At 51.4% G+C, this 24,484-nt stretch carries 32 protein-coding genes; 25 read left to right on the forward strand and 7 right to left on the reverse strand.

The window, feature by feature from the left end; genetic code table 11:
* The first annotated feature begins 17 nt into the window (after positions 1 to 17).
* Genes I8U19_RS03100 through sat form a run of 3 tightly spaced genes read left to right on the forward strand, consistent with a single transcriptional unit; the run spans position 18 to position 2,699 of the window.
* Entirely contained in the window at positions 18 to 764 is a 747-nt protein-coding gene (locus tag I8U19_RS03100) for a phosphoadenylyl-sulfate reductase (protein WP_052153842.1), read from the forward strand.
* Positions 764 to 1,510 carry a sulfite exporter TauE/SafE family protein gene (locus I8U19_RS03105; protein WP_052153841.1) on the forward strand — a complete coding sequence of 249 codons (747 nt, stop codon included), beginning with the start codon at positions 764 to 766 and terminating at the stop codon, positions 1,508 to 1,510. The genes I8U19_RS03100 and I8U19_RS03105 overlap by 1 nt, the downstream gene beginning before the upstream one ends.
* 13 nt (positions 1,511 to 1,523) lie before the next feature.
* Entirely contained in the window at positions 1,524 to 2,699 is a 1,176-nt protein-coding gene (gene sat / locus I8U19_RS03110; protein WP_198055169.1) for a sulfate adenylyltransferase, read from the forward strand.
* 193 nt (positions 2,700 to 2,892) lie between these two features.
* Here the strand turns inward: sat and I8U19_RS03115 are convergent, their stop codons facing one another.
* A complete protein-coding gene (locus I8U19_RS03115; RefSeq protein ID WP_198055170.1) occupies positions 2,893 to 3,618 on the reverse strand; it encodes a S1C family serine protease in 726 nt (241 codons plus the stop codon).
* A 185-nt stretch (positions 3,619 to 3,803) separates the two neighbouring features.
* Between I8U19_RS03115 and I8U19_RS03120 the strand changes: the two genes are divergently transcribed.
* Positions 3,804 to 4,373: a biotin transporter BioY gene (locus tag I8U19_RS03120; RefSeq protein ID WP_033099111.1), complete on the forward strand. Its 570-nt coding sequence runs from the start codon at positions 3,804 to 3,806 to the stop codon at positions 4,371 to 4,373.
* A 28-nt stretch (positions 4,374 to 4,401) separates the two neighbouring features.
* Here the strand turns inward: I8U19_RS03120 and I8U19_RS03125 are convergent, their stop codons facing one another.
* On the reverse strand, positions 4,402 to 4,794 hold the full coding sequence (locus tag I8U19_RS03125) for a hypothetical protein (protein WP_033099110.1): 393 nt from the start codon (positions 4,792 to 4,794) through the stop codon (positions 4,402 to 4,404).
* 67 nt (positions 4,795 to 4,861) lie between these two features.
* On the opposite strand from I8U19_RS03125, the gene I8U19_RS03130 reads away from it, so the two are divergent.
* A complete protein-coding gene (locus tag I8U19_RS03130; protein WP_033099109.1) occupies positions 4,862 to 5,056 on the forward strand; it encodes a YqgQ family protein in 195 nt (64 codons plus the stop codon).
* A 15-nt stretch (positions 5,057 to 5,071) separates the two neighbouring features.
* The gene (locus I8U19_RS03135) at positions 5,072 to 6,472 is read left to right on the forward strand and encodes an amino acid permease (RefSeq protein WP_033099108.1); all 1,401 of its coding nucleotides are present in this window, start codon (positions 5,072 to 5,074) and stop codon (positions 6,470 to 6,472) included.
* 77 nt (positions 6,473 to 6,549) lie between these two features.
* Here the strand turns inward: I8U19_RS03135 and leuD are convergent, their stop codons facing one another.
* The gene (leuD, locus tag I8U19_RS03140) at positions 6,550 to 7,158 is read right to left on the reverse strand and encodes a 3-isopropylmalate dehydratase small subunit (RefSeq protein ID WP_198055171.1); all 609 of its coding nucleotides are present in this window, start codon (positions 7,156 to 7,158) and stop codon (positions 6,550 to 6,552) included.
* Positions 7,145 to 8,584, reverse strand: coding sequence for a 3-isopropylmalate dehydratase large subunit (leuC, locus tag I8U19_RS03145; protein ID WP_198055172.1), 1,440 nt, complete (start codon positions 8,582 to 8,584; stop codon positions 7,145 to 7,147). The genes leuD and leuC overlap by 14 nt, the downstream gene beginning before the upstream one ends.
* A 224-nt stretch (positions 8,585 to 8,808) precedes the next feature.
* On the opposite strand from leuC, the gene cobT reads away from it, so the two are divergent.
* The 10 genes from cobT to I8U19_RS03195 all read left to right on the forward strand — a co-directional run bounded on the left by cobT (position 8,809) and on the right by I8U19_RS03195 (position 16,342).
* Positions 8,809 to 9,858 (forward strand): nicotinate-nucleotide--dimethylbenzimidazole phosphoribosyltransferase, encoded by a 1,050-nt coding sequence (cobT, locus tag I8U19_RS03150; RefSeq protein ID WP_370589755.1) that lies wholly within the window; start codon positions 8,809 to 8,811, stop codon positions 9,856 to 9,858.
* Positions 9,859 to 9,933: 75 nt separating this feature from the next.
* Positions 9,934 to 11,049, forward strand: a complete 1,116-nt coding sequence (gene cobD / locus I8U19_RS03155; protein ID WP_033099104.1) for a threonine-phosphate decarboxylase CobD — start codon at positions 9,934 to 9,936, stop codon at positions 11,047 to 11,049.
* Positions 11,050 to 11,053: 4 nt separating this feature from the next.
* A complete protein-coding gene (gene cobU, locus I8U19_RS03160) occupies positions 11,054 to 11,584 on the forward strand; it encodes a bifunctional adenosylcobinamide kinase/adenosylcobinamide-phosphate guanylyltransferase (RefSeq protein ID WP_198055174.1) in 531 nt (176 codons plus the stop codon).
* Positions 11,581 to 12,336 (forward strand): adenosylcobinamide-GDP ribazoletransferase, encoded by a 756-nt coding sequence (gene cobS / locus I8U19_RS03165; RefSeq protein ID WP_198055175.1) that lies wholly within the window; start codon positions 11,581 to 11,583, stop codon positions 12,334 to 12,336. The genes cobU and cobS overlap by 4 nt, the downstream gene beginning before the upstream one ends.
* Positions 12,324 to 12,935: a histidine phosphatase family protein gene (locus I8U19_RS03170; RefSeq protein ID WP_198055176.1), complete on the forward strand. Its 612-nt coding sequence runs from the start codon at positions 12,324 to 12,326 to the stop codon at positions 12,933 to 12,935. The genes cobS and I8U19_RS03170 overlap by 13 nt, the downstream gene beginning before the upstream one ends.
* A complete protein-coding gene (locus tag I8U19_RS03175; RefSeq protein WP_052153837.1) occupies positions 12,935 to 13,627 on the forward strand; it encodes an adenosylcobinamide amidohydrolase in 693 nt (230 codons plus the stop codon). The genes I8U19_RS03170 and I8U19_RS03175 overlap by 1 nt, the downstream gene beginning before the upstream one ends.
* Positions 13,628 to 13,646: 19 nt before the next feature.
* Entirely contained in the window at positions 13,647 to 14,648 is a 1,002-nt protein-coding gene (gene cbiB, locus I8U19_RS03180; RefSeq protein ID WP_052153836.1) for an adenosylcobinamide-phosphate synthase CbiB, read from the forward strand.
* Positions 14,649 to 14,729: 81 nt separating this feature from the next.
* Positions 14,730 to 15,452: a hypothetical protein gene (locus tag I8U19_RS03185; RefSeq protein ID WP_052153835.1), complete on the forward strand. Its 723-nt coding sequence runs from the start codon at positions 14,730 to 14,732 to the stop codon at positions 15,450 to 15,452.
* The gene (locus I8U19_RS03190; RefSeq protein ID WP_198055177.1) at positions 15,433 to 15,870 is read left to right on the forward strand and encodes a CoA-binding protein; all 438 of its coding nucleotides are present in this window, start codon (positions 15,433 to 15,435) and stop codon (positions 15,868 to 15,870) included. The genes I8U19_RS03185 and I8U19_RS03190 overlap by 20 nt, the downstream gene beginning before the upstream one ends.
* Positions 15,871 to 16,153: 283 nt before the next feature.
* Entirely contained in the window at positions 16,154 to 16,342 is a 189-nt protein-coding gene (locus I8U19_RS03195; protein WP_033099100.1) for a hypothetical protein, read from the forward strand.
* 33 nt (positions 16,343 to 16,375) lie between these two features.
* Here I8U19_RS03195 and I8U19_RS03200 read toward each other — a convergent pair whose 3' ends face one another.
* On the reverse strand, positions 16,376 to 16,852 hold the full coding sequence (locus I8U19_RS03200) for an acyl-CoA thioesterase (RefSeq protein WP_033099099.1): 477 nt from the start codon (positions 16,850 to 16,852) through the stop codon (positions 16,376 to 16,378).
* 207 nt (positions 16,853 to 17,059) lie between these two features.
* Here I8U19_RS03200 and I8U19_RS03205 point away from each other — a divergent pair, with 207 nt between their 5' ends.
* The 5 genes from I8U19_RS03205 (at position 17,060) to I8U19_RS03225 (ending at position 20,244) form a co-directional block, all read left to right on the forward strand.
* Positions 17,060 to 17,560: a DUF3907 family protein gene (locus I8U19_RS03205; protein WP_198055178.1), complete on the forward strand. Its 501-nt coding sequence runs from the start codon at positions 17,060 to 17,062 to the stop codon at positions 17,558 to 17,560.
* Between the two features lie 252 nt (positions 17,561 to 17,812).
* Positions 17,813 to 18,535, forward strand: coding sequence for a tetratricopeptide repeat protein (locus tag I8U19_RS03210; protein ID WP_033099097.1), 723 nt, complete (start codon positions 17,813 to 17,815; stop codon positions 18,533 to 18,535).
* 256 nt (positions 18,536 to 18,791) lie between these two features.
* Entirely contained in the window at positions 18,792 to 19,175 is a 384-nt protein-coding gene (locus tag I8U19_RS03215; protein WP_198055179.1) for a DUF309 domain-containing protein, read from the forward strand.
* A gap of 218 nt (positions 19,176 to 19,393) precedes the next feature.
* Positions 19,394 to 19,954, forward strand: coding sequence for a Myb-like DNA-binding domain-containing protein (locus I8U19_RS03220; RefSeq protein ID WP_052153834.1), 561 nt, complete (start codon positions 19,394 to 19,396; stop codon positions 19,952 to 19,954).
* A gap of 44 nt (positions 19,955 to 19,998) precedes the next feature.
* On the forward strand, positions 19,999 to 20,244 hold the full coding sequence (locus I8U19_RS03225; RefSeq protein WP_033099095.1) for a hypothetical protein: 246 nt from the start codon (positions 19,999 to 20,001) through the stop codon (positions 20,242 to 20,244).
* A gap of 285 nt (positions 20,245 to 20,529) precedes the next feature.
* Here the strand turns inward: I8U19_RS03225 and I8U19_RS17475 are convergent, their stop codons facing one another.
* Positions 20,530 to 20,655: a hypothetical protein gene (locus I8U19_RS17475; protein WP_255517802.1), complete on the reverse strand. Its 126-nt coding sequence runs from the start codon at positions 20,653 to 20,655 to the stop codon at positions 20,530 to 20,532.
* Between the two features lie 178 nt (positions 20,656 to 20,833).
* Here I8U19_RS17475 and I8U19_RS03230 point away from each other — a divergent pair, with 178 nt between their 5' ends.
* Complete coding sequence (locus tag I8U19_RS03230; protein ID WP_033099094.1) at positions 20,834 to 21,118, forward strand: hypothetical protein; 285 nt, start codon at positions 20,834 to 20,836, stop codon at positions 21,116 to 21,118.
* 342 nt (positions 21,119 to 21,460) lie between these two features.
* Positions 21,461 to 22,198, forward strand: coding sequence for a hypothetical protein (locus tag I8U19_RS03235; protein ID WP_198055180.1), 738 nt, complete (start codon positions 21,461 to 21,463; stop codon positions 22,196 to 22,198).
* A gap of 92 nt (positions 22,199 to 22,290) precedes the next feature.
* On the opposite strand, the gene I8U19_RS03240 is transcribed toward I8U19_RS03235, so the two are convergent.
* Positions 22,291 to 23,373, reverse strand: a complete 1,083-nt coding sequence (locus tag I8U19_RS03240) for an isocitrate/isopropylmalate family dehydrogenase (RefSeq protein ID WP_033099092.1) — start codon at positions 23,371 to 23,373, stop codon at positions 22,291 to 22,293.
* A gap of 287 nt (positions 23,374 to 23,660) precedes the next feature.
* Here I8U19_RS03240 and I8U19_RS03245 point away from each other — a divergent pair, with 287 nt between their 5' ends.
* Together I8U19_RS03245 and I8U19_RS03250 are read left to right on the forward strand one after the other, a co-directional pair.
* Positions 23,661 to 24,092 carry a DUF948 domain-containing protein gene (locus tag I8U19_RS03245; protein ID WP_160173771.1) on the forward strand — a complete coding sequence of 144 codons (432 nt, stop codon included), beginning with the start codon at positions 23,661 to 23,663 and terminating at the stop codon, positions 24,090 to 24,092.
* The gene (locus tag I8U19_RS03250; RefSeq protein ID WP_052153833.1) at positions 24,076 to 24,360 is read left to right on the forward strand and encodes a YtxH domain-containing protein; all 285 of its coding nucleotides are present in this window, start codon (positions 24,076 to 24,078) and stop codon (positions 24,358 to 24,360) included. The genes I8U19_RS03245 and I8U19_RS03250 overlap by 17 nt, the downstream gene beginning before the upstream one ends.
* Positions 24,361 to 24,484 lie beyond the last annotated feature (124 nt).

The raw sequence follows: 24,484 nt of genomic DNA on the forward strand, positions 1-24,484 counted from the left end.
AAGGAAAGGGAAGTCGTATGGCTAATCAAAACGGAAAGTCATCGGTTTTGGTCGAGTCCGAACAGGCTAAACTCGAATTTTTGCAGGAAGCAGCTCATCAGTTGAAAAATGAACATCCGATTGAGATCATTCGCTTTGGCATTGAACAAGTGGGCGTTTCCGGGATCACATTGGCCTGCAGCTTCGGGGCGGAAGATGTGGCCCTGGTGGATATGCTGTTAAAAGTGGATAAAGACGTGGATATTTTCTATTTGGATACCGATCTTCACTTTGCAGAAACTTATGAGGTGCGCGATCGGTTGAAAGAGCGTTACCAGAAAGACTTTATCCGCGTATCCCCGGCGCTTACCCTGGAGGAGCAGGCGGAAAAATACGGGGATGAATTGTGGAAAGTGAATCCCGACCAGTGCTGCCGCATTCGGAAGGTGGAGCCGCTCAAACAATTTTTGCGCGGATATCAAGGCTGGATCACGGGGATCCGGCGTGAGCAGTCCCCAACCAGGGCCCATACCGAAGTGGTCGAGTGGGATCGGGCGTTTGGCCTGGTTAAGATCAATCCGCTTGCTTATTGGACCAATGCGCAAGTTTGGGAATATATTTACAGCAATGACATTCCGTACAATAAACTGCATGATCAATCGTATCCCAGCATTGGCTGCCAGCCTTGCACGCGTCCCGTCAAACCGGGAGAAGATCCGCGTGCCGGACGCTGGGCAGGTTTAGACAAAACGGAATGCGGGCTTCATAACAGCCCGGTACGCTGATGATTTCCATCGTTTTCACCGGTTTTGTCGTCGGTTTGCTGGTAGGGTTGACCGGGATGGGCGGCGGATTGTTAATGACTCCGCTCCTCATTCTCTTTTATGGTTTTTCGCCCACCATGGCCGTTGGAACGGATTTGATTTATGCAGCGGTGACAAAAGCGGTTGGAAGCTGGCAACATATCCAGCAAAAAACACTGGATTGGCAGATTGTCCGAAAGCTGGCGATCGGCAGTATTCCGGGCGGAATCATCGGTGTGTGGCTGATCCAATTGCTCAAGCGGCTCACACCATTTCCGGTTGAAGATGTTTTGGGAAGAGTGATCGGTTTTACCTTTGTTTTTGTGGCGATTCTGATGTTTGCGCAACTTTTGCTGAACCGGAAAAATGGCCCGAAAATCCGCTTTAACGCCCCGCTCACCCTGGTGGGGCTGGCCGGCGGACTCCTGGTGGGTCTTACCTCGGTGGGAAGCGGTTCCATGTTTATGGTCGTCCTGCTATCCAGCACGGGCCTGACGGCCTCGAAATTGGTTGGAACGGATGTCGTTCATGCTTTTTTTCTGACATTGAGCGCGGGTCTGGTGCATGCTTCGTTTGGGCATGTGGATGTTTCATTTGTGCTGTGGCTGCTGCTCGGGTCGATTCCGGGCATTCTCATCGGGGGACGTCTTACCTTAAAGGTTCCCGATCTATGGCTGCGTTTTTTGATTATTCTCGTCCTGTTCATCACCGGCATTAAAATGATATGAAAGGAGAAGCGTCATGGAATATACAATCGCCCCTCACGGCGGACGTTTAATCAATCGCATCCTGGAAGGAGAAAAGAAGCAGGAATGGCTGGAGCGGGCGGCTTCTTTTCCGCAAATCACCGTATCAAAAGTGACACTGTCAGACTTGGCATGCATCGCGACAGGGGTCTTTTCGCCTCTCACGGGCTTTTTGTCCGAAGAGGATTACAAATCGGTCCGGGATTCGATGCGTTTAAGTGATGGAACGGTTTGGAGCATCCCGATCACCCTGCCGGTGCCGGAAGAAAAGGTCGAAGAAATCAAAAAAGCGGATTATGTGACGTTGACTGATTCGGAAGGAACGGTGATTGCCGTACAGGAAGTCCACAGCCTTTACCGGGTGGACCAACGGGAAGAGGCGCGCAAGGTATATCGCACGGATGATGAGAAACATCCGGGGGTGGCCCGGTTATTGCGACAGTCTCCGTATTACCTTGGCGGTGACATCTGGCTTGTCAATCGCCCGGACCGCGGCCGATTTGCCCGATATACGTATGATCCCGCGGAGACGAGACAGATGTTTATCGAACGCGGCTGGCGCAAAGTGGTCGGATTCCAAACCCGCAATCCGGTGCACCGCGCCCATGAATATCTGCAAAAATGCGCCCTGGAAACGGTTGATGCTTTGTTTTTGCATCCGTTGGTCGGGGAAACGAAGGCAGATGATATTCCTGCGGATGTCCGTGTCAAAAGCTATGAAGTGATTTTAAAGCATTACTATCCGCAGGATCGGGTTCTGTTTGGCGTCTATCCGGCGGCCATGCGCTATGCCGGACCGCGTGAGGCGATCTTTCATGCGCTCGCCCGCAAAAATTACGGGTGTACCCATTTTATTGTCGGACGGGATCACGCCGGAGTGGGGAATTATTACGGAACTTATGATTCCCAAAAAATTTTCACCCAATTTACCGAAACGGAACTGGGGATTACCCCTCTCTTTTTTGAACACAGCTTCTATTGCAAAAAATGTGCGGGAATGGCTTCCTACAAAACCTGCCCCCACAGCGATGAAGACCGGGTCATTCTGTCCGGGACAAAAGTGCGCCAAATGTTGAGCGAAGGCATTTATCCGCCTCCGGAATTCTCCCGTCCGGAAGTGGTGAAGGTGTTAATCGAAGGAATGAGGGAAAAAGCGAAAACGAGCTTGTAAGGGGACATGAAAAAGGCGAGAAGGATGATGACAAAATTCAATAGGAGGGGATGGGTGTTTTTTCTGCAGCGACCTTTGTGACGAAGGAACCGGGAGCAAAGAAAAAGCACCCGGCCCGGCGAACTTACGTTTAGGGATTTTGTCAACATGCTGACGGCGAGGAAGGATAACTCCTTTCTCGCCTTCGTTTTTTTCAGGGCCGTGCCAGAAAACGCTGGATGTGGGGACGGACATCCTCGATTGGAATGGCAAATCCGATGCATTGTGAGGGATAAATGATCAATGTATTGATTCCGATCACTTCTCCCAATATGTTGACCAGTGGCCCGCCGCTGTTGCCGGGGTTGATGGCTGCATCCGTCTGCACGACATTTTCATATGAACGGTTGCCCACGCGCAGAGGTCTGTTTTTTCCACTGATTACGCCGACGGTGACGGTCTGTTCCAAACCGTATGGATTGCCCACTGCCAGCACCCATTCCCCCACCTGGGTATTTGCCGATGTGCCGAGCGGCAGCGGTTTCAGCGGATGGGGCAAGGGAATGCGGATCACTGCCAAATCCTTTCTTTCATCAGCCCAAATCGGTGTGGCCGGCAACGGGTGTTTGATTCCTTCCACTTTGACTCGGATGCGGGATGCCTGGTGGATCACATGTTCATTGGTTAAAATATATCCTTTCGGATGGATGACAAATCCGGAACCGAACTGTCCTTCCCGATTCGCTTGGAAGTCATGGGTTTCGGGAAACAGAAAGTCGAACAGGTTCCTTTGCAGTGATCCGGTTGTCAGGCGGCGGTCGGCTTCAATGGAAACGATGCTCTTTTTTATGCGCCGGAAGACGGAGACAAAGACGTTGGCCGGATGCATGGAGGCAATCTGGGTTCCACCTCGATAAACGCGCAGTTTTCCTCGGGACATCTTCATCACTCCCCCGCCCTGACAGATCAAGGGCGCTATATCTTATGCCGGAGAGACAGGAGAAGACCGGGCGGGCGTGGAGGAACCTGGGGTTTGTAAACCTAATTTTTATTTTAAGTTGACATTAAACAGCCAAGATTTTACACTTTAGTTGGACATCATGAATCAATAAGGGGATAGGAATCATGACAAAATCGGTTTTACGCGTACGTGACATGACATGGATGGCCATGTTTGTCGCACTGCTCGCCATCAGCGGAATGTTTTCCATTCCGGTCGGGCCTGTGCCGATCACGTTGCAAACGCTGGTGGTGATGCTGGCCGGGTCCGTGTTGGGAGCCAGACGAGGGTTTATCAGCATGGTTGTTTTTATTTTACTCGCAGCTGTCGGGGCACCGGTCTTGAGCGGAGGCGGGGGAGGAATCGCCCACTTGCTCGGCCCGACCGGCGGATATATTATCAGTTGGCCGTTTGCTGCGTTTTTGATCGGCTGGATCATTGAACGATGGGGAGACAGTGTTTGGAAATTAATGGTGGCACACGTTGTCGGAGGGGTTGCCTTCATTCATTTGGTAGGATTCACGTGGGTTGTCTCTTATCTGCATCTGCCATTAAACATGAAAACCTTCATCACTTCCCTGTTTATTTTCCTGCCGGGCGATCTGGTAAAAGCTGTGGTGGCCTCTCCCGTGGCATCCGCGGTTTACCGGGCATTGCCCGCGTTAAGGCCCGGACGGGGACAATCTGTATTATGAGTGCGGCAGCGCCCTGCATCCGGGGCGCTTATTTTTTATCGACCGCAAGCGGGATGAGATCGGTATGACTTTGGATAAACTGTAAAAAGCGGTCATTCATGGGAACGACCAGATCAGTTGCTCCGATGGAATGTACCCCGTGCCGGTTGATGATGTTTAACCGGGCTACGGAAAGCTTGTAATATTGCTTTCCATGTCTTTCGATTTCAATTGGCCATTCCGGCTTGTGCATTTGGTTCATTTGTGGAAGAGAATAAGGCATAAGGCCGATAATATCACTCAACAGAATATAGTAAGAGAGATGCGGTTTTTGAAAAACCATTTCTCTCGTGGTCAGCGTCGCTTTCCAATTTTTTTTTGTCTGCGAAAAAAGCAAATGGCCGGCCAGGCCTTTGATGGGAATAAAATCGGAATGAAACATAAGAATATGCACCTTTCATTTTATTTATGCTAAAATTTATTGTATCATGAAATGGGAAGGGACATTTATGGAAACTGTAACTGATATTCAGAAGTTATTGAAAAGGTTTGGGACGGTGATTTACACCGGCGATCGCCAGGGAGATCTCGAGTTGATGCAGGACGAGATCAGAGAATTGAAGGAGATCGGGGCCATCGATTCCGAGACCTATCTCAAGGCGGCCTTAATCTTGCAAAGGCGGCTTCAGTCGGGCAAGGGATAAAGGAGGTAAATGTTTTTGAATGCGCTTACAAGAAGGAAATCGCTGAAACAGCTGCAACAGGAAGGATTGAAATCAACCGGTTTAAAAAGGGTATTATCGTTGCCCACCCTAACAGCGATCGGGTTGGGTGGAATTATCGGTGTCGGAATATTTGTTCTGACCGGTGTTGCAGCGGCGAAACATGCGGGCCCCGCGGTTATTGTGTCATTTATCATCGCCGGACTGGCCAGTGCGGCAGCTGCGCTCTGTTATGCAGAATTTTCCGGATTGATTCCCGTTGCCGGAAGTGCCTATACGTATAGTTATGCAGTGCTCGGTGAATTTGCCGCGTGGATGATCGGTTGGGATCTGCTGTTGGAGTATGCTTTGGTCGTTTCCGTGGTGGCGATTGGCTGGTCGGGCTATTTTAATTCGATACTGGAGCAGTTTGGCCTTCATTTGCCTGTATGGGCGCAAGGAGCACCCGGAACCGGCGCAGGGCATCATTTTGACTTATTTGCTTTTATCATCAGCTTGGGGATTGCGGGTCTTCTGACGCTCGGAGTAAAGGAAGGAGCGCGCTTCAACAACATCATGGTGGCGATCAAGCTGGCGATTATCGTCGTGATCATCGGCATCGGTGCCTTTTATGTGAAACCGGAGCTGTGGCATCCTTTTATGCCGTTTGGATTTGGAGGAGTCGTCAGCGGAGCGTCGCTGGTCTTTTTCGCCGTGTTCGGTTACGACACGCTGACAACAGCGGCCGAAGAAGCGAAAAACCCGCAGCGCGATTTGCCGCGTGCAGTTGTGCTGTCTCTGGTGGTCGCCCTGATTTTGTATGCGGGAATGTCATTGGTTTTGACGGGAATCGCCAAATATTCGACGCTTAACAACGCGGCTCCGGTGGCCCACGCATTTGCCGCACTCGGACTTAAGTGGGTGACGGTCATCATCTCCGTTGCTGCGGTGGCCGGGATTTTGAGTGTGCTCTTCTCCTTCATGCTGGCTGCGGCGCGCATCTGGTTTGCGATGAGCCGTGATGGGTTGTTGCCTGGATGGTTTGCCAAAATCCATCCGCGCTTCCAGACGCCTTATCGCCCGACCCTGATTTTGGGTGTGTTGACGGCGTTTGTGGCCGGGCTTACTCCGATTGCAGAGGTGGCGGAATTGGTCAATATCGGAACGCTGTCAGCCTTTATTCTGATTTGCAGCTCGATCATTGTGCTGAGGAAGAGACAGCCGAACCTGGAACGCACTTTCCGTACTCCCTGGGTTCCATTTACCCCCATCGTCGGCATTTTATTCTCCATCTGGCTGATCATCAAACTCCCGGCCGTTACCTGGGAGCGGTTTGTGATCTGGCTGGTGATCGGTTTGATTATTTACTTTGGCTATGGAAAGAGAAACAGTAAGTTGGCAAAAGAACATCAGCCGTAATGTTTCCGACTCTGAAATCAAAGCCCTGGGCAGATAAGTGAAATCACTTGGAGCCCGGGGCTTTTTTACGGTTTCTGCTAAAGTTTTGCCGAATAGAAGGCCGGCAGGTTCCGCTCATAAGCGGCGATTTTCGCTTCCGATTGCAAAGTGATGCCGATATCATCCAATCCCTCAAGCAGACAATAGCGACGATAGGAATCGATGGCAAACGAATAAGAAAGTCCGCTGTCGTCGTAAACGCGCTGTTCTTCCAAATCGACCGTCAGCTGGTAACCTGTCTGTTTCCTGGCGCGTTCAAACAACGTTTCCACCTGTTCTTCGCTGAGTTTGACCGGGAGCATCCCGTTTTTAAAGCAGTTGTTATAGAAGATGTCGGCGAAGGAAGGAGCGATGACGACGCGGATTCCGAAGTCATTGAGAGCCCAGGGGGCATGTTCGCGGGAAGAACCGCAACCGAAGTTCTTGCGGGCGAGCAAGATGCTGCTGTTTTGGTATTCCGGTTGATTGAGAACAAATGAGGGGTCTGGGTTTCCATTTTCGTCAAAACGCCAGTCGTAAAAGAGAAACCGGCCAAATCCGCTCCGTTCGATCCGTTTCAGAAATTGCTTGGGGATAATCGCATCCGTATCGACATTCGCCCGGTCCAACGGGGCGACAATTCCGCGGTGTTGTTTAAGTGGTTGCATAAATCCCATCCTCCTGATCCCGGTATTTCCATTCCCGCACATCGACAAAATGTCCGGCGATCGCAGCTGCAGCGGCCATAGCCGGCGAGACGAGGTGTGTTCTCCCCCCGCGCCCTTGCCGTCCTTCAAAGTTCCGGTTGGAGGTGGAAGCACAGCGTTCTCCCGGCTTCAGGGTATCGGGGTTCATCGCCAGACACATGCTGCAACCCGCTTCGCGCCATTCAAATCCCGCCTGCGTAAATATTTTGTCCAATCCTTCTGCTTCGGCTTGCTGTTTGACCAGCTGCGAGCCGGGCACAACCATTGCATGGACGTGTGGGGCCACCTTATAACCTTTGACTACCCGGGCTGCAGCGCGCAGGTCTTCAATGCGCGAGTTGGTGCAGGAACCGATGAAAACACGATCGATTTTGATTTCGCTGATCGGAACCCCCGGGGTAAGTCCCATATACTCAAGGGCCAATCGGGCCGCTTTCTGTTCCGTTTCCGTCGCAAACGAGGCGGGATCGGGGACGCATTGGGTAATATCGGTTCCCATTCCCGGACTGGTTCCCCACGTAACTTGCGGAGCGATTTTTCCGGCATCGATTTCGACATAACTGTCAAAAACGGCACCTTCATCGGTACACAGTTGCTTCCACTCTTCCACCGCCCGCTCAAATGCTTCACCTGACGGAGCAAAGGGGCGTCCGCGCAAGTAGGAGAACGTCGTCTCATCCGGAGCGATCATGCCGGCTCGGGCGCCTGCCTCGATCGACATGTTGCAGACGGTCATTCTTTCCTCCATCGACATGTTCCGGATCGCTTCTCCCGTATATTCGATCACGTGGCCGGTCGCTCCGTCCGTGCCGATTTCCGCGATCAAGGCGAGAATGGCATCCTTGGCCGTCACTCCCGGCGGGAGATTTCCCCGGAAGTGAACCCGCATCGTTTTGGGTTTCAATTGCTGGAGGCATTGCGTTGCCAATACATGCTCCACCTCACTCGTGCCGATCCCGAAGGCGAGCGCGCCAAATGCACCGTGGGTGGAGGTATGGCTGTCACCACAGACAATCGTTTTTCCGGGAAGGGTAAGTCCGAGTTCGGGGCCGATCACATGAACGATCCCTTGGCGCTCATGGTGCAGATCAAACAACGGGATTCCAAATTCCTCGCAGTTTTTCGCCAATGTTTCCATTTGCTTTTTGGCGATGGGATCGGTGATCGGCAGACGGCGGTCGGTTGTGGGGACATTGTGATCCATCGTGGCGATGGTCAAATCGGGGCGGCGCACTTTTCGCCCGGCCATGCGCAAACCTTCAAATGCCTGGGGAGACGTGACCTCATGGATGAGATGAAGATCGATGTACAGAATGGCAGGCTTTCCTTCCTGCTGTTCAATCACATGACGTTCCCAAATCTTTTCAAACATCGTCCGTGGTTTCATCAGGCTCACCTCAACTTTTTTCTCAGCTCAGCAGAATCAACCATTTAGATTGGCGAAAAAGTTATAATTGAAGACTATTTTAACAAAATTGCATCCTGTTTCAATAGTAAATTTTCGTCAGGGGAGAAAAAACAGGTTGAGGAGCAGGCAGATTGGCCTACATAATAAAGGGAAGAATCATGCTATTTAAAACTAAGAATATTTACAGGAAAAGAGGAATCGCTGTGGGAGAGAAAAAGTGGTGGCGCTTGCGGGAGATACCCGATTTGGATGTGGAAATGGAAGAAGCGGCCCGCAAACGGGTGCGCTCGTTAACCAAGCCCGTGGGGAGCCTCGGGATGTTGGAAGAGATTTTTATTCGCCTGGCGGGAATCACGGGTGAGACGATTCCGGATATCAGGAAAAAGGCCGTCGTTGTGATGTGCGGGGATCATGGAGTTGCTCAGGCTGGAGTGAGCGCCTATCCACAAGAAGTGACCGGATTGATGATGGAAAATTTCCTTCGCGGCAAAGCGGCGGTCAATGTGCTTGCAGAGCTGGCCAGGGCCACTGTGATTGTGGCCGACCTCGGCAGTTTGCTGGAACAGGTGCCGGAAGGGGTGATCGATTGTAAAGTTCGCAAAGGAACCCGCAATTTTCTGGAAGAGCCGGCGATGACCGTCTCTGAAGTGATCCAAGCGGTTGAGGTCGGAGTGCGGCTGGCGCATCAACTGGGCGGGCAGGGAGTTCGCCTCATCGCCCCCGGTGAGATGGGCATCGGCAATACAACTTCGGCTTCAGCGCTGGCGGCTGCCCTTACCGGAAAGGATGTCGGGGCGTTGACCGGACGGGGAACAGGGATTACCGATGAAAATCTGGTGCGCAAACAAGAGGTGATCCGGCAGGCATTGGCTCTGCATCAACCCGGGAATGCGATGGAAGCGCTGATTTGTGTAGGAGGGCTGGAGATTGCCGGCATGGTCGGTTTATACCTCGGAGCGGCACAAATGAGGATGGCTGCTGTCATGGATGGCCTGATTTCCACAGTGGCTGCGGCGATCGCCGTTGAAATGGAACCGGAGGTGAAGTCTTATCTGTTCGCATCCCACCTCTCGGCTGAACCCGCCCACCGCATCCTGCTGAATCGTTTGCAGCTGACACCGTTGATCACCGCAGAGATGAGGCTTGGGGAGGCGAGCGGCGCATCACTGGCCTTCCCGCTGTTCGATGCGGCCGTGGCTCTCGCCGAGCGGATGGCCACCTTTGCCGATCTCGGGCTTCCTGAACCTGATTGAGGTGATTGGTCAAGAGGCAAAGGGTGGATTCATGACACAATATCGATCGCATCGGAAAAAGAGGGAGTGTGTCATTTGGCTAAACTGGAGCGTTTTGGCCATGGCGGCGATCTGCTCACCGCCGCAGAGATGTTTGGCTGTCAGAGAGATTTTGTTGATTTCAGTTCCAATATCAACCCGTTCGGCCCTCCGTCCGTCGTGATGGAGACGATGGAGAAGGTGCTTCGGGAACCGGGTTTGCCGGCGATCGCCGTTTATCCCGATCCGGATCTGCGCCTGCTTAGGAAAAAGCTGGCCCGTTTGCACCGGGTAAGCGAAGAGATGGTCTTGCCCGGAAACGGAGCAGCCGAACTGATTGATCTTTTGGTTGCGGCGTTAAAGCCAAAGCGCGTCGGCGTGGTGGAACCGGCTTTTTCCGAATATCGCCTGGCAGCGCAGAAAAGAGAGATCCCCGTCCAAAGTGTGATTACCGGCTGGGAGCAGGACTTTCTCCCAAAAACAGAAGAGATGGAAACATTGATCCGGGATGTGGAACTGCTCTTTCTCGGGAGGCCCAACAATCCTTCCGGGCATTTCATCACGGAAGGGCAATTGGAAGAGTTGGCCCTGCTGGCAGAGCGCTTTGGCACGATACTGGCGATTGATGAAGCGTTCATCGATTTCGTTGATCAGGGCGAAACGCGTTCGTTCATCTCCCGCCTCTCCCGTTTCCCGCATGTTGCTGTCCTGCGATCGTTGACGAAAATGTTTGCTCTTCCCGGATTGCGACTGGGGTATGCAGTTGCCGGTGAGAATCTGATTCGCCGGATGAAACGGATGCAAGTATGCTGGAGTGTCAGCGGTTTGGCGGATCGTATCGGCTGTGCGGTGGCTGATCCGGATTTTTATCATGGCTACGTCGATGAGGTGCGGCGCCGGCTCGTGGCGGAACGGAAGTTTCTCTGCCAAGCCTTGCGCCGTTTCGCTTCACTCGAGGTTTATCCGGGAGAGGCCAATTATTTGCTCATCCGGACGATCCGCGGGAGGACGTCGGAACAGCTTCAGCAGCAACTGGGAAAACGGGGGATTTTAATTCGGGATTGTTCGATGTATCCGGGACTGGATGAGCGGTATTTCCGGATCGCCGTGAAAAAAAGAGAAGATAATCAGGTGTTGGTTCAGGCGTTGGGAGAGCTTTTGCAAGAGGGGTGAGAACATGAGACTAGTTCTGGTAACCGGGGGCGTGCGCTCGGGGAAAAGCGCCTTTGCCGAGACGCTTTGCAGGCAGAGAGGGGAGGAAGTGATTTATTTGGCCACCTGTGAGCCGGCAGATGCGGAAATGAAGGCGCGCATCGCAAAACATCAGCTGAGAAGGCCCGCGGATTGGGAAGTGCTGGAGGAACCCCATCATTTGGCCGGGGCGCTGGCCGGAATTCCGGCTGAAAAAATGATCCTGCTCGACAGCATCACCGCTTGGGTGAGCAATCGCCTGGAACGGCATGGTGGCGAATCGGGACAAAAAAACGCCATCGGACGGATCATCGAAGAGGCGGGAGAGTGGCTCGCTTTGCTCAAAACGCGAAACGCGATTGTGGTCACGGATGAAGTGGGGCTGGGCGGCGTGGCGATGCACCCGGTCACCCGGCAATTTCAGGACGCGTTGGGAACCGTGAATCAAATGGTGGCGGAGCAGGCAGATGAAGTCTGGATGGTTATTTCGGGAATTCCGTGGAAGGTGAAAGGATGAACGCTTTTTGGCATGCCGTCGCTTTTTTGACCCGGTTTCCGGTTCCTGTTCGATTGAAATCAGAGGGCTGGGAAAAAAGCACGATGTGGTATCCGGTGGTCGGAGTGGGATTGGGCGCTTTCCTGGCCGTGATCGATTTTTTGGTTGCCCGCTGGTTTTCGCCGCCGCTCCGGGCCCTCATCGATACGGCTGTCTGGATTTTTATGACGGGGGGATTGCATCTCGACGGATTGATGGATACCGCTGACGGCTTTGGCTCCCACCGGGATCGCGAACGGATGCTGGCGATTATGAAAGATTCCCGCATTGGTGCGATGGGGATGATTGCCGGCGTTCTTTTGATCCTGTTCAAAGCGGCAGCGGTTTGGACGCTGGCCCAGGGACCGGCCTCACTGTTTCGATCCGTCCTGGTTGTTGCCTGTGCCCTGGGGCGAATGGGAGCGGTCTGGGGGATTTTCTTTTTTCCCTACATTCGCGAGGACGGGATCGGAGTCGGAATGAAAGAACATTTAACCTGGATCAGGATGCTTTTCGCCTGGATTTGCTGTTTGCTGCCGGCTGTGATTTTGCTCGGCTGGCCGGGTGTCGTTTTATCTGTCGTCGCACTGTTGGTCAGCGGGGGCATCGGTCTGGTCGCCAAGCGGCGGATCGGCGGCTGCACCGGAGATCTGTATGGCGCCATGATTGAGCTCACGGAAGTTTGCCTGCTGTTGATTCTGTCGCTCAGGGGGGTGGAAAAATGGTTCGTCTGATCTGGATTCGGCATGGTGAAACGGAGGCCAACCGGGCGAAAAGATATATCGGGCATCTGGATGAGCCTTTAAACGGCAGCGGCATTGAGCAGGCAGGGCGACTGGCCCGTTCCCTTGCCCATCTCGACGTGGAGATCATGTATGTGAGCGATTTGCGGCGCTGTCGGGAAACAGCCCGGTTTTGTGCCAAACATTGGCCTGATGCCCCGATGGAAATCACGCCGGACTTGCGGGAGTGCTCATTTGGGCGGTGGGAAGGATGGACCTACCGGGAGATCGCCGAACGGGAGCCGGAGCTCTTGCAAAAATGGCTGGGGGATCCGTTCCGGCATGCTCCGCCGCAGGGGGAGAGCCTGAGAGATTTGGATCGGCGTTTAACTGCATGGCTGGAGGAAGCGGAACAAAAAACAGTCGGGAAAACGGCGGCCGTCTTTTCCCATGGTGGCCCGATCCGCTGGTTTTTGGCGAAACATGTCTTTCGCGATTGGGATCAGTTTTGGCGGCTGGAGATTCCTCATGCCGGTGCATGGGTTGCCGTGAAAGAGGAGCGATGGGAAATCGAGCGGATTTTTGCCGGAAACGGGGCGGAGGAGTCATAATGCAAAAGTTGTTTCAAAACGGAAGCTGGTTATTGACATGGGAGCAAACGCCGGAGCGGGTGATGGTTGCCTCCGAAAGGCCGCTGACCGTACTGTCGAGCGCGGTGTACGGAGGGGAGAAAAAAACGGCGCTTCGCCTGATTAACCGCCATGTGCCGCTGAGCTATGCCGCTTCTGATCCGGAAGGGGAAATCGCCGGGTGGCTTTTGCGCAGCAACTTGGATCCCGAAGAGTCGGTTGTGTTGCTTACCGCAGCCGATATTGATCGCGGCTGCCTGCGGGTAATCGAAGAAAAAACGTTTCGCCTCGCTGTTTTTGCTACTGCGGGTGTGAGCAATGCCGCACGGGCGGGAGAGGCGTATCCCGTTTTTTGGCATCATTCTGACTTAAGACCCGGAACGATTAATTTGATGATCGTGATCGATGGAAAGATGACGGCAGCCGCCATGATCAATGCCGTGATGACGGCGACGGAAGCGAAAGCGGCCGCCCTGCAGGATTTGCATGTAAAGGATGCACATGGAAAACAGGCGACAGGAACAACGACTGATGCGGTCATCATTGCCGCCACGCAAATGGAACTGGCCGGTTATACTCATGTGTATGCGGGAGTGACTACACCGCTCGGCAATGCGATTGGACAGGCTGTGTCCGCATCCGTTCGCCAGGCGGTGGCCGGTTCGGGAGGATAAGGGGAGAAAGAGGATCGGGATGGAGAAAATATGGATTATTTGCGGAGCTTTTCTGCTTGAACTGATGTTCGGGGACCCCCGCTGGCTTCCCCACCCCGTCGCCGGGATCGGCCGCTGTATCACATGGCTGGAAAAAGGGCTTCTCCGCCTGATTTCCCGCCTTGCCGTTACCGGCCGGAAAGTCCGCCTGCTCGGGTTGCTGTTTCCGCTGGTGATTGCCGGAGGAACCTACGGACTGGCATGGGGGATCACAAAACTGTGTGATGGTTGGAGCCCGCTGGCCGGACTGGTGAGTGAAATCGTCTTGGTTTGGCTGACGATCGCGCCGAAAGGGCTGGCTGACGCGGGGAATCAAATCTTCCGGGCGCTGGCGGAGGGAGATGTGGAAAAGGCCCGCCGGGAACTGGCGATGGTGGTCGGACGGGATACGGAGCATCTCGACTGTGATGAAATCGTCCGCGGAGGGGTGGAAACGGTGGCGGAAAATATTGTCGATGCAGTGATTTCACCTTTGTTTTATGCGCTGATCGGCGGAGCCCCGCTCGCCTTTGCCTACCGGGCAGTCAACACCCTGGACGCGATGGTGGGCTATCGAAATGAAAAGTACATCGATCTGGGCTGGGCTTCGGCCCGGCTTGACGATCTGGCCAACTGGCTGCCCGCCCGCCTGACCGTTATCCCCATGCTGGCAGCTGCTTTTTGTTTGCGCCTCGATTTCCGTTCCGGTTGGCGCGTGGTCCGGCGCGATGCTCATCTGCACCCCAGCCCCAACAGCGGCATTCCTGAATCCTTGATGGCAGGGGCGTTGAATATTCAACTCGGGGGAACCAATACCTATCAGGGGAAGGTTTCAGTTCGCGCCCGGCTTGGTGACCCCCGGCAACCGAAAAAACGGGTGCATCTGAAGTTGGCAGTGCGCATGATGTGGTGGACGACGGTGCTTTTCATCGCCGGTTGTTGCGAAATTGTCCTTGTTTGGAAAAAAATGTTTTTTCAGTCATGCATGATCCCACCTTTTTAGGGGTAAATACAAGCAAGAATGCAAATAGGAAGGGAAAGCCCTCAAAGGAGTGGATCCGCTATTTTTCAAACAGGAGGAACATTGCTCCGCGGCGACGTGGAACAGGAGCTGAAGCGCATTCAGATTGTTGCTTCACCTGAAAATGAATTGGTGGCGGTTAAAAGCGTTCCGCCTGTTTTTCACGAGATCGGACGGGGAACGGATGCGATTGTCGTATCCCATCCGGAATTTCCGGGTATTGTGTTTAAAGTGTATGCAAAGGACCGGATTCATAAAAAAGAAAAAGAGTGGACGGTTTATCAAAAACTGGGGAATTGCCCCTTTTATGCCCGCTGTTACGGATACGGGGATCATTATCTCATCCTCAGCCATGAAAGCGGCCCGACCTTGTATGAATGCTTGGAACTGGGGATCGTGATTCCGGAGCAGGTGATCCGCGACGTCGAAGAGGCAGTTGATTGCGCGCGTTGCCAGGGTCTCAATCCCCGCGATATTCATTTGAAAAATGTGTTGTTGCAAAAGGGGCGCGCCAAGCTGATCGATGTGTCCGAGTATATGGAACCGGGTCGGGACCGGCGCTGGGAACATCTGGTGGAAGCTTATTATGTCTGTTATCCCTATATCCGTGGGCGAAAGATTCCCAAATGGCTGATGGAAAGAGTAAAAAGAGCTTATTTCAATCAGGGGGGAAATGCGTTTTCCCTGCCTTCTTTTGTGCAGAATATGAAGCAGCGAATGGGGATCGACTGGCTGACACAAGAGAAGAATGGAGAGGAGCAGGAAAATGTTTCAGAATCCGACTGATGCAGAGAGGGCAAAATTGCTGAAAGAGGCGAAAAATATCGCTGTGGTGGGATGCTCGGATAAACCTGAACGAACGAGCTATCTGATCGCTGCGGCATTGCAGGATGCGGGATATCGCATTTTTCCGGTCAATCCTTATCTGACCGATCCGGTTTTGGGAGAAAAGCCCTATCGCTCACTGAGCGAGATCAACGAGCCGATCGATATTGTCAATGTGTTTCGCCGAAGTGAAGAGGTGTTTCCGATCGCGGAGGAAGCCGTCAAAGTCCGGGTAAAAGCGATCTGGATGCAGATCGGAGTCTGGAATGAAGAAGCGGCGGAGCTGGCCGCTGAAAATGGACTGATCGTGATCATGGACCGTTGTATTAAAGTGGATCATGCCATTCTGCTGGGGAAACGGTCCGCCCGGGAAAGCTGAGTCTGTAAGCCGTCCTGCACTCATTTTTGATATTTCCTGTATTTTGAAAACTTGGTTTGGTGATCAGCCCCCGAGTCCGGTGGAATAGCCGGACTTTTTTCTTTGACTGCGCAGGGGTTGCGCCGAACAAAAATAATATCCGCCAGATTTTTATATAGGAGATTGTGTTTCGATTTGTCGAAAAAAATAGATTTTTAGCGAAAGATGTGGCATAATGAAAAAGCAAACAGCGGGTTTTTCCCCTTACAGGTGTGGCAAATTCAGCTGATTGAGGTGAGTCAAAATGCAAACATTGAGGTTATCTCAATTGGTATTGGCAGTTTCCCCCGAGTTGTATGAATTGTTGACAGAAGCTGAACTGGATGCCAGCGTTTTGGTTCACGGTGAGCTTTCCAATATAAACAGGGACGATATCAGCCGCATTGTCGCACAGACGATCGCTTATCATCACGGAGATAAATGGTACCATTAACAGGGAAGGCCCGGAGAGCCCGGGTCTTCCTTATTAATGTACGTTGGTGGCCGAGTTTTCGAATTCGCGAATCGCCTGTTTGATCTCTTCCGGGAGAGGCTGGCTTTTTCCGGTTTTCGGGTTAATATAAACGACCGTTCCGCGACCGGCAGCTGCCAGTTGGTCATCGGCCAGCAGGGCATATTCAAAATCCATGCTGCTGTTGCCGATGCGACTGATGCGAACCCCGAGGTTCACCTTTTGCCCAAAGTGTACCTGCCGCAGATACTGGCACTCCAAACTTGCAGCCACAATGATTCCGCTGTGTTCCGAATGGAGATCGAACATCCTATCGGTTAGATTCAACTCCTCGAAATAGGCGATCCGCCCATGCTCAAAATAGCTGAAATAACTGACGTTGTTGATGTGTCCGAGCATATCGGTATCGGAGAACCGGACTTGAACCGGGGTGAAAAAGCGAAAAGAATCAACCCATTGATTTGGGTCTTCTGGTAGCCATGCAGGAATCATGGATCTGAACCTCCATTAACATGTCGTTAAAGAAAATGTTGGTACAAACAATATTATTATATAAATAAATTCATTTATAAATATGATTTTATTCCTGTAATTTTATGAGAAAAACGTCGAAATTAAATGCAGAAATTAAATACTTCATATGATATACTAAAAGTGGAAATGAAGGGGGCTAGTCCTGGTCCAAGGGGGGTCTTTTTGATGCCGGCAGAGCAGACGAGACAATTATGTGTTTTCGTAAAAGACAAATTAAAAGAAGCGAAAGAAGAGCTGAATCATTTTCTTAATTATACCCATGTGCCCATGCTGCTGGGGGAAAAAGAAAATGATTCCGCACAAGAGGCCTATATCTGTGAATACCTGCAGGATTTAAGGCATTTGAGTGTCGCTTGCGAACTCGGGTATGAGAAGGTGAGCCTCGTTTTGCGGCGAGCCAAGTTCAATCACGAGTTTGCGGAAAAAGTGCTGAGTGAAATCGTCCATTCATGCATTTATGCCTTTTATTATCCGAAGCACGAGGTATATGAGGAAGACGGCCGTTACACATATACTCAGATGGATGCGATCAAATTCCGACAAACACCTCCCGAAGCTTTGCGGAAAATCACGGTTTCCCTGTCCAAGATCTTCGAAGCTTTGAGAGATGAGTTGGACTATTATGAAACGGATTATATCACGCGCATCCGTTTGCAATCCCGATAAGGTTGTGTTTGTTTGGCAAACAAACCCTGTTTCGTCCTCTGTTTCCGGGGGGTTGTTTTTCGTCAATGAATGAATAATTATTCATGAACAAGCAATGACTTGACGACAGAACCCCAGGATAGACTTAAGCAATGGATTGGAGTGGTGCCCCCCTCAGTGAACATGGGGAGGTCTGGGGGGACACCACGACCCGGCAAGCAGCAAAATTTTACAGAAAAAGGATAGAGAGAGATGGGAAAAAGGGGGAACTGTATGGTGGCGGGGCCGATCATTGAGGCGGATTTTATTGCTGAACCTCAAGGGAAAAGACTTGCGTCAGGCAGCTATCGGCGGAATCGCGCCCGCATAGAGCGATTGCTCAAAAATGACCCGAGAGTCGAATATTATCTGGTGCTGTCCATTTTGGAGGCGCGCAAAGGATATTGGCACCGGGCGCAAGCAGCCGTTGAGGAAGCGCTCAAGCTGGAGCCTCAGCATGCTGATGCCATGCTCCTGTTGGCGCAAATTTGTGAGGCGCAAAACGACCTGAAAGAAGCTGCATCGCTTTATCAGGCGTGTGTGCGGGTACATACCCGCTTTGCCAAGGCTTACCGTGAGTATGCGCGCTACTTGATGAGCCATACGGATACGATCACCCTGGCGCAAAATTTGTTGTTTCGCTGTCTGGAACTGGACCCCAAAGACTCAATTGCTCACACGCTGATGGCGGAAATTTACCTTTTACGCGGAAAAACCGGACAAGCTCTTTTGCACTTGGAACTGGCAGCTCACTACTATCGGGCCAACCCCTTGTACCATCAACGCAAAGCAAAAGTGTTCATCGAGATGAAAAAGTACGAGGAAGCGGCGAGGCAATTGAAATTGGCGCTGAGGATGGACCCGAAAAACAAAGTGATACGCTCAGAATTCACCGAGGTGCTTAAAGCGACGAACACACCCCGGATTTTCCTGTTTTGGAAGCGTTGGGTAATTTAAAACTGTTGGATTAGACCGCCAAACTTGAAAAAGTTTGAAAACGATCATCGACATGATATCGACAAATTTCGGGGAGCGTGTTAAAATGTTTGTGTAAGTAAGGTTGACCTTCTTGCTTACGCTACCACGCTTCTTTTTAACTCCTTAATCTTGACCCTCTTTCATGTGACCAGGTAAACCTGGTCTTTTTTCTTTTTCCCGGGTTTCTGTTATGCTGATTAAAAATGGAATGTGAACGGAGGTTTGAATAAAAGCGATGGCTCACAATCTCTATCAATTATTTTTTATTCATTATCACCGGAGGGAATATTGGGAAGCGCACGAAGTTTTGGAAGAATTGTGGCAATCACAGCGTCACAATGACTTTTATCACGGTTTGATCCAAATTGCGGCCATCATGCATCAACTCAACAGAGGAAAAGTGCGCGGAGCCAGAAAACTGGCGACCAGTGCCATCAAATACCTTTCGCCGTTTGCTCCCGAAAAAGATGGTGTTTTGGTCGATCGGGTTCTGGATTGGTTGAACCTCTGTCTGGAGGTGCTTCCGGATGGAGTGGAAAAACTGCCGCCCGATGATGCGCTGTTGAAAGAAATACCGGTTTGTCCGCTGCCTGATGTTCGGGAGGTAAATTCCAATTAGCGAACCCTGTGAGGAAGAGTTGGAACAAAGCCCGAAGCGGAGTGAAGCGCCTGAGGAAAGGATGACTCAGCGATCAGTCAGCAACAAACTTTCACCGATGCAGGTCTATCCAAAATGAATATTTTTTATGATGTGTTATCATAAAAACCTCCTTCTCCGACTAAATAATGAATATAGAAAATGTGTAGGAGCATCATCAGCGGAGAGGAGGAGGATGGATGAAAGGGCGGGGCTGGACAGCTGAAGAAGATCAACTGTTAAAAGAATGTGTACTCCAGACTATTATCAATGGAGGCACGCAGGTTGAGGCGTTTGAAAAAATCGGAAAAAAATTGGGCCGCACGCCCGGAGCCTGCGGGTTTCGTTGGAACGCCGTCCTGCGGCAAAAAGATCCGCTTTCCTATACAGAGGCAAAAAAGAAGCGTGTCTACCGCCAATTGCAACAAAAACGCGCCAATTCCCCCCAAAGCATATCGCAGTTGATTCCCCTTATAAAGCAGATGGAAAAAGAGGGCAGCAGACTGAAAGCAGAAGTGAAATCGCTGTCTGAAAAAGTGGAGAGCAAGCGGAAACAGGAGAAAGAATTGAGGGAAGAAAATAAAAAACTGCGGGAGGAAATGAACTCTTATCAATGGTATCAGCAGGAAGTGAAAGATAAATACCAGCATCTCATCCGTTTGATCTCTTCCGTGAAAGAACAGGCAGAGATCCCGTTTGAACTGAAAAATGACAAACGCCTTCAGGTGAAAGCCGATAACGAAGAAGGAATCACAACATAAGATAAAGTGCTTATTTAGTTCTAAGGCAGAAAGAGGTGCGGGTTTTGCCTGACCGGCTGACAGAATGCTTGGACTCTCGGTTGTCTCGCCTCGAAGAACAGATGGAAAAGGTGCAAAGCCAGCTGGAACAATTGATTAAGGAAAACCGGAAAATAAAGCAAGACTTCAAGTTTTTTGAACTCATGCTATTGGAGGAATACCAGTTATTGGTTCATTTGCTCAGCAAGGAGCAAGACCATCTTTTGATTCAGTCCATCGGCGCCGGTTCCAAACCGAATGAAGAAAAATGAGCCTGAAACGGGTAAGGCTCATGTTTTTTTGGTATTAAGAAAGTGCCCTCCGGAGCGGGGGCACTCAGCTTGTTGGCAAATTCCTGAATCGGAAGTCCGACGGGTCAGGGTGCTCTTTGTTTCGGTCGCCTTCGTCACCAATGCCGCGCGTTTCTTCCGGTTGCGTTGATTGAGAAGCTTCGGCCGAAACCGCAACAGTAAAAGCCGCTCCTTTCAATGCACCTTCAACCGGGAATCGCGGTTTATGACTATGCCAAGGGTACAAAGGCCTCCCCTGCCTGCGTTTCAAAGATTGGCGACAAAGACAAAAATCGTGGGAATGACCAGCAAAAACAGCAGCAGATTCAGCCATGGGGAAATGACGGGCGGACGGAAAACGGCGGCCTTTACTTGCACGGGTTTGTAACCCATTCTGCTTCAACCCTTTCTGCCGACTGGTTAGTAAAATCCTATACCTTTCCCGCAAAAAAAGTGTTGGGTTGGTACCCGTTTCTCCTCTTTTGGGCTTGTTGGCAGGGCTTTTGCCCCGGACTGCACCGCCTCTCTTTACATAAGGTGTACAGAGTTGCCTTAATAGGAGGGGATCTGATTGGCCGGAAATGAAATCACGGTAAAAGATTTGGTGCAGATGATCAATTCTGTCATGGGACAGCGTGTATTGACTGAACAGCAAATGGAACAGATTTTGGCCGGAGCAAAGAGAGCTCATGACCGCGGCGGAATGAACGCGGTATTGGAATATCTGATGAAAGTGACCCGAGCCGATGTTGATTTTAAGGAATTAAAACAATTTGCAGATTCCATCAGGGCTGATCCTTCGCTGGGGATGGACATTCTGCAGGGGAAAAAGAAAGTTCCGCGCAAGAAAAAATAGCAGGCTTGAAGCAAGCGAGGCCCTCCCGATCCGGGACAGGGCCTTTTCCTGTGAGTCAGTTACCATTCCGGGGACGCCTGCCCCTCTTCTCCTCGATTTTCGTTAGAGCGGATTAGAAGTAGGCGGGCTTTTGAGAAACGGGGTCCGTCTTTTCCATCGGCAAACAGCCGGCCCAATTGCACGGCGAAAAAATTTCCGTCGCCGGCGAGTGTGGAAAAGACACTTGTTTCGCGCCGGCCTTTCCCGTTTCTTCATCCGGTCACGATGCTGTCCAATTTTTGTCATCGTTTTTGGTTATGCTAGTAGCATATCGCCGAATTAGGAAAAAGGAGGAGAGCATCGATGCTTTCATTGAAAAAGCTGATCGGAACGGCTGCCGTTCTGGGGCTGATCGGGGGCATCGCTTTTGGCGTCCATCAAGTCAGTTTTGCGCAGGTGAAAAAGCAAATCCTTGGCGAGAGCGGTCAGACACAGCAACTGCAGGGAACTCACCGGGAAAAAGCGGAGGAAATCGTCGCGAAACAGTTGGGAATGGATGTTGCACAGGTAAAACAATTGATGGCCACCTACCAGGTGAAGCCCGGAAAGCTGGCCATTGCCGGTGTAATTGCAAAACTGAGCCGCCAACCGCTCGATCAAGTGCTGCAAACGATGAAACAGAAGCAGAATTGGAAAGAGGTGCTGTCCGTTTATCATTTGGACCGGAGAGCGGTGGTGCAGGAGCTGCATAAGTGGTTTCCGCGCGCACACGCAGCGAAATGGCTGAAAAACAATCCGGCTGTCGCTTTTGAGATTCTGGCCGATTATCTGGGCCGCACCCCGGCGGAGATTCAACAGGCACTCTACCATTCCCGGCTCGGTTTGCCCGGGGCTGTCAAAGCTGCCGTTTTGTCCAAAGCAAGTGGAAAATCTTATGAAGAAGTGCTGAAATTGAAAGAAGAAAAAAAGTCATGGAAAGAGGTTGAACAAGCTCTGCAGATCGATCAGGCCAAGCTGAAGGCGGAATATAAAAAACTGAAGTCCGTTTTCCGCAAAGAGATCAAACAGTGGCGGCAGCAATGGGAAAAGAACCCGGCGTGAAAAGACATGAACATTCGTATCACTGTGCACTTTCATGAAATAACGCCCAAAGGTACAACCTGCTGTACCTCCGGGCGTTATCTTTTGACGGCTTAAAATCCTTGCAAGGTAGTCCATACTTCCAGTTTGGTCTGCACTTTGCTGATCACTTCGTTGGTAAATTCGGTTGTGGTGGAGCTTCCGCCCAGATCGGCAGTGCGGACGCCTTCTCGCACGCTTTCGATCACGGATTCGTAGATGGCGCGGGAAGCGGCGGTTGCTTTGGGATCATTGAAATAAGTGAGCAGGGAAGCAGCGGCCAGGATCATCGCCATCGGGTTGGCGACATTTTTGCCAAACAAGGACGGGGCGGTGCCATGGGGAGCTTCAGCCATAACGACTTGAGAATTGAAATCTTCATTAAAACTCATCAAAATCGATTCTGAGCCGGCGATCGTTCCAAACATTTGCAGAACGAGGTCGCTGAGGCAGTCACCATCGCGATTGAGTGCAGGAATTACCAGGGATTCACCGGAATTGTTGATGAGAAGCGCATAGGTGGCATCAATCAGTTGCGGCTCGTAACGAACTTCAGGATAACGTTTGGCTGCCTCATCCATTTCTTCCTTGAGCATTCCTTCATAGACGGGGCTGACGGTATATTTGGGGCCGCCAAACACTTTTGCATTGGTTTTTTTTGCGTGGCGGAAAGCAAATTCGGCCACGGCGCGGCAGGTTTTGCGGTCGATTTTTTCGGTGCGATAGGCGATTTCATCCAGACCTTCCCCTTCCCGCCATTCTTTGGCACCGTAGGCATCACCGACTGCCATGCGGATGACGGAAATCGGGGCAAATGTTCCGGCCACAGGGCGAACTCCTGGAATGCGGCGGCCGGTACGAATAATCACCTTGCCGTCGATTTCCTTGCGCAAAATTGCGTTGGGGCTGCCGACATCCCCTTTTTCCTCCGGTGTGATTGTTGCCGCTTTCAAACCGAATCCGGCCCGTTTCATGGCTTGAGCCGCATCATAAACAACTTGATTTTTCGTGTTTCGGCGATTTTCTAAACTTAAGTCAAAAGTTTGAAAATCGATCTCAAAGCCGATCACATTGGGATCAAGGACGCGCAATGCTTCGTCCAACAACTCTTGTCCTGTTTGGTCACCTTTCATGACTACGACGGATTTCGTATCCATATTCTTTCACCTCAAGCATTTTAACATTCCCCGTCTATTATACAGTTTCCAAATTGATCGTACTAGCGCTGAAGATTCGGACTAATAACTTAACCCGAGGATTTGGAGTTTTGCCTCATTTTTGGTGGAGCTTGCAGGAGACTATTCGGTACAATGAAAAAAGAAGCAAGCGGATGCGAAGGGAATATTTGTCATTCGATTTTTCGGATTCGCCTCCGCCTTCATCCCCGGTCCTGGGCGAAACGGGGGCAGGAATGATTGCTGAGAAATGGCAAGGAGGTTCTCGCGTGATTATTGAAGTGAGTGTGGCAGTGATCGCGGCAGCGCTCGTGATTCTCGTTATTTTTCTCATTCGTTCATTAAATGCTTTGACCCAAACATTACTGTCTGTAAACCAGACACTTGCCGACCTCAAGGGGAAAGTGGAAAATACTGTTGAGGAATCGTCCCGCACACTGAAAGAAGTCCGGTTTTTGGTGGAAGACGTGCGGCAAAAATCGCAAAAGGTGGAGCACCTGTTTGATTCACTGGGGGAAATGGGGAAAAGTTTACAGGAGGCTTCCACAAGTGTATTAAAAAGCGTAGAGGTGAACCGCAACCGTTGGGGAAATGCGATTGCGCTCCTCGGTGTCGGAATCGAGCTGGCCAAAAAGTGGAGGCAGGACCATCAGTATGAAAAGGGAGAACGAGGAGGAAAGCTGGATGGCGAAAAACGGTAGATATTTTGTGGCGGGGGCCATTCTGGGCGGTTTGGTCGGTGCGGCGGTTGCCCTGTTAACCGCGCCGCGTACGGGCAAAGAACTGCGCGAAGAATTGGGGAAAAATCTTGAAACAGTGAAAGCGAAAGGGAAAGACCTGTATGTGACCGTGAAAAATCAGGCGGAAGACCTGATGGATAAAGCGAGTGATGCAGGAATAGAGTTTTCCGGCAAATGGCTGGAATTGCCGCTGAAGCCAAAAGAGACGTCTGCAGCGGAAAAAGAATAAATGAAACGGGCTTTGGAGCATGGCCTTCCGCAAAAGGGGGGAACACGTTCCAAAGCCCGTTTTTCTTCTCAAACGGATTTCCGTATTCTGCCAACATCGCACAAGTCAACACTCCGGAAACGGA

The sequence above is a fragment of the Thermoactinomyces sp. CICC 10523 genome (assembly GCF_016055105.1).
GTDB lineage: Bacteria > Bacillota > Bacilli > Thermoactinomycetales > Thermoactinomycetaceae > Thermoactinomyces_A > Thermoactinomyces_A daqus.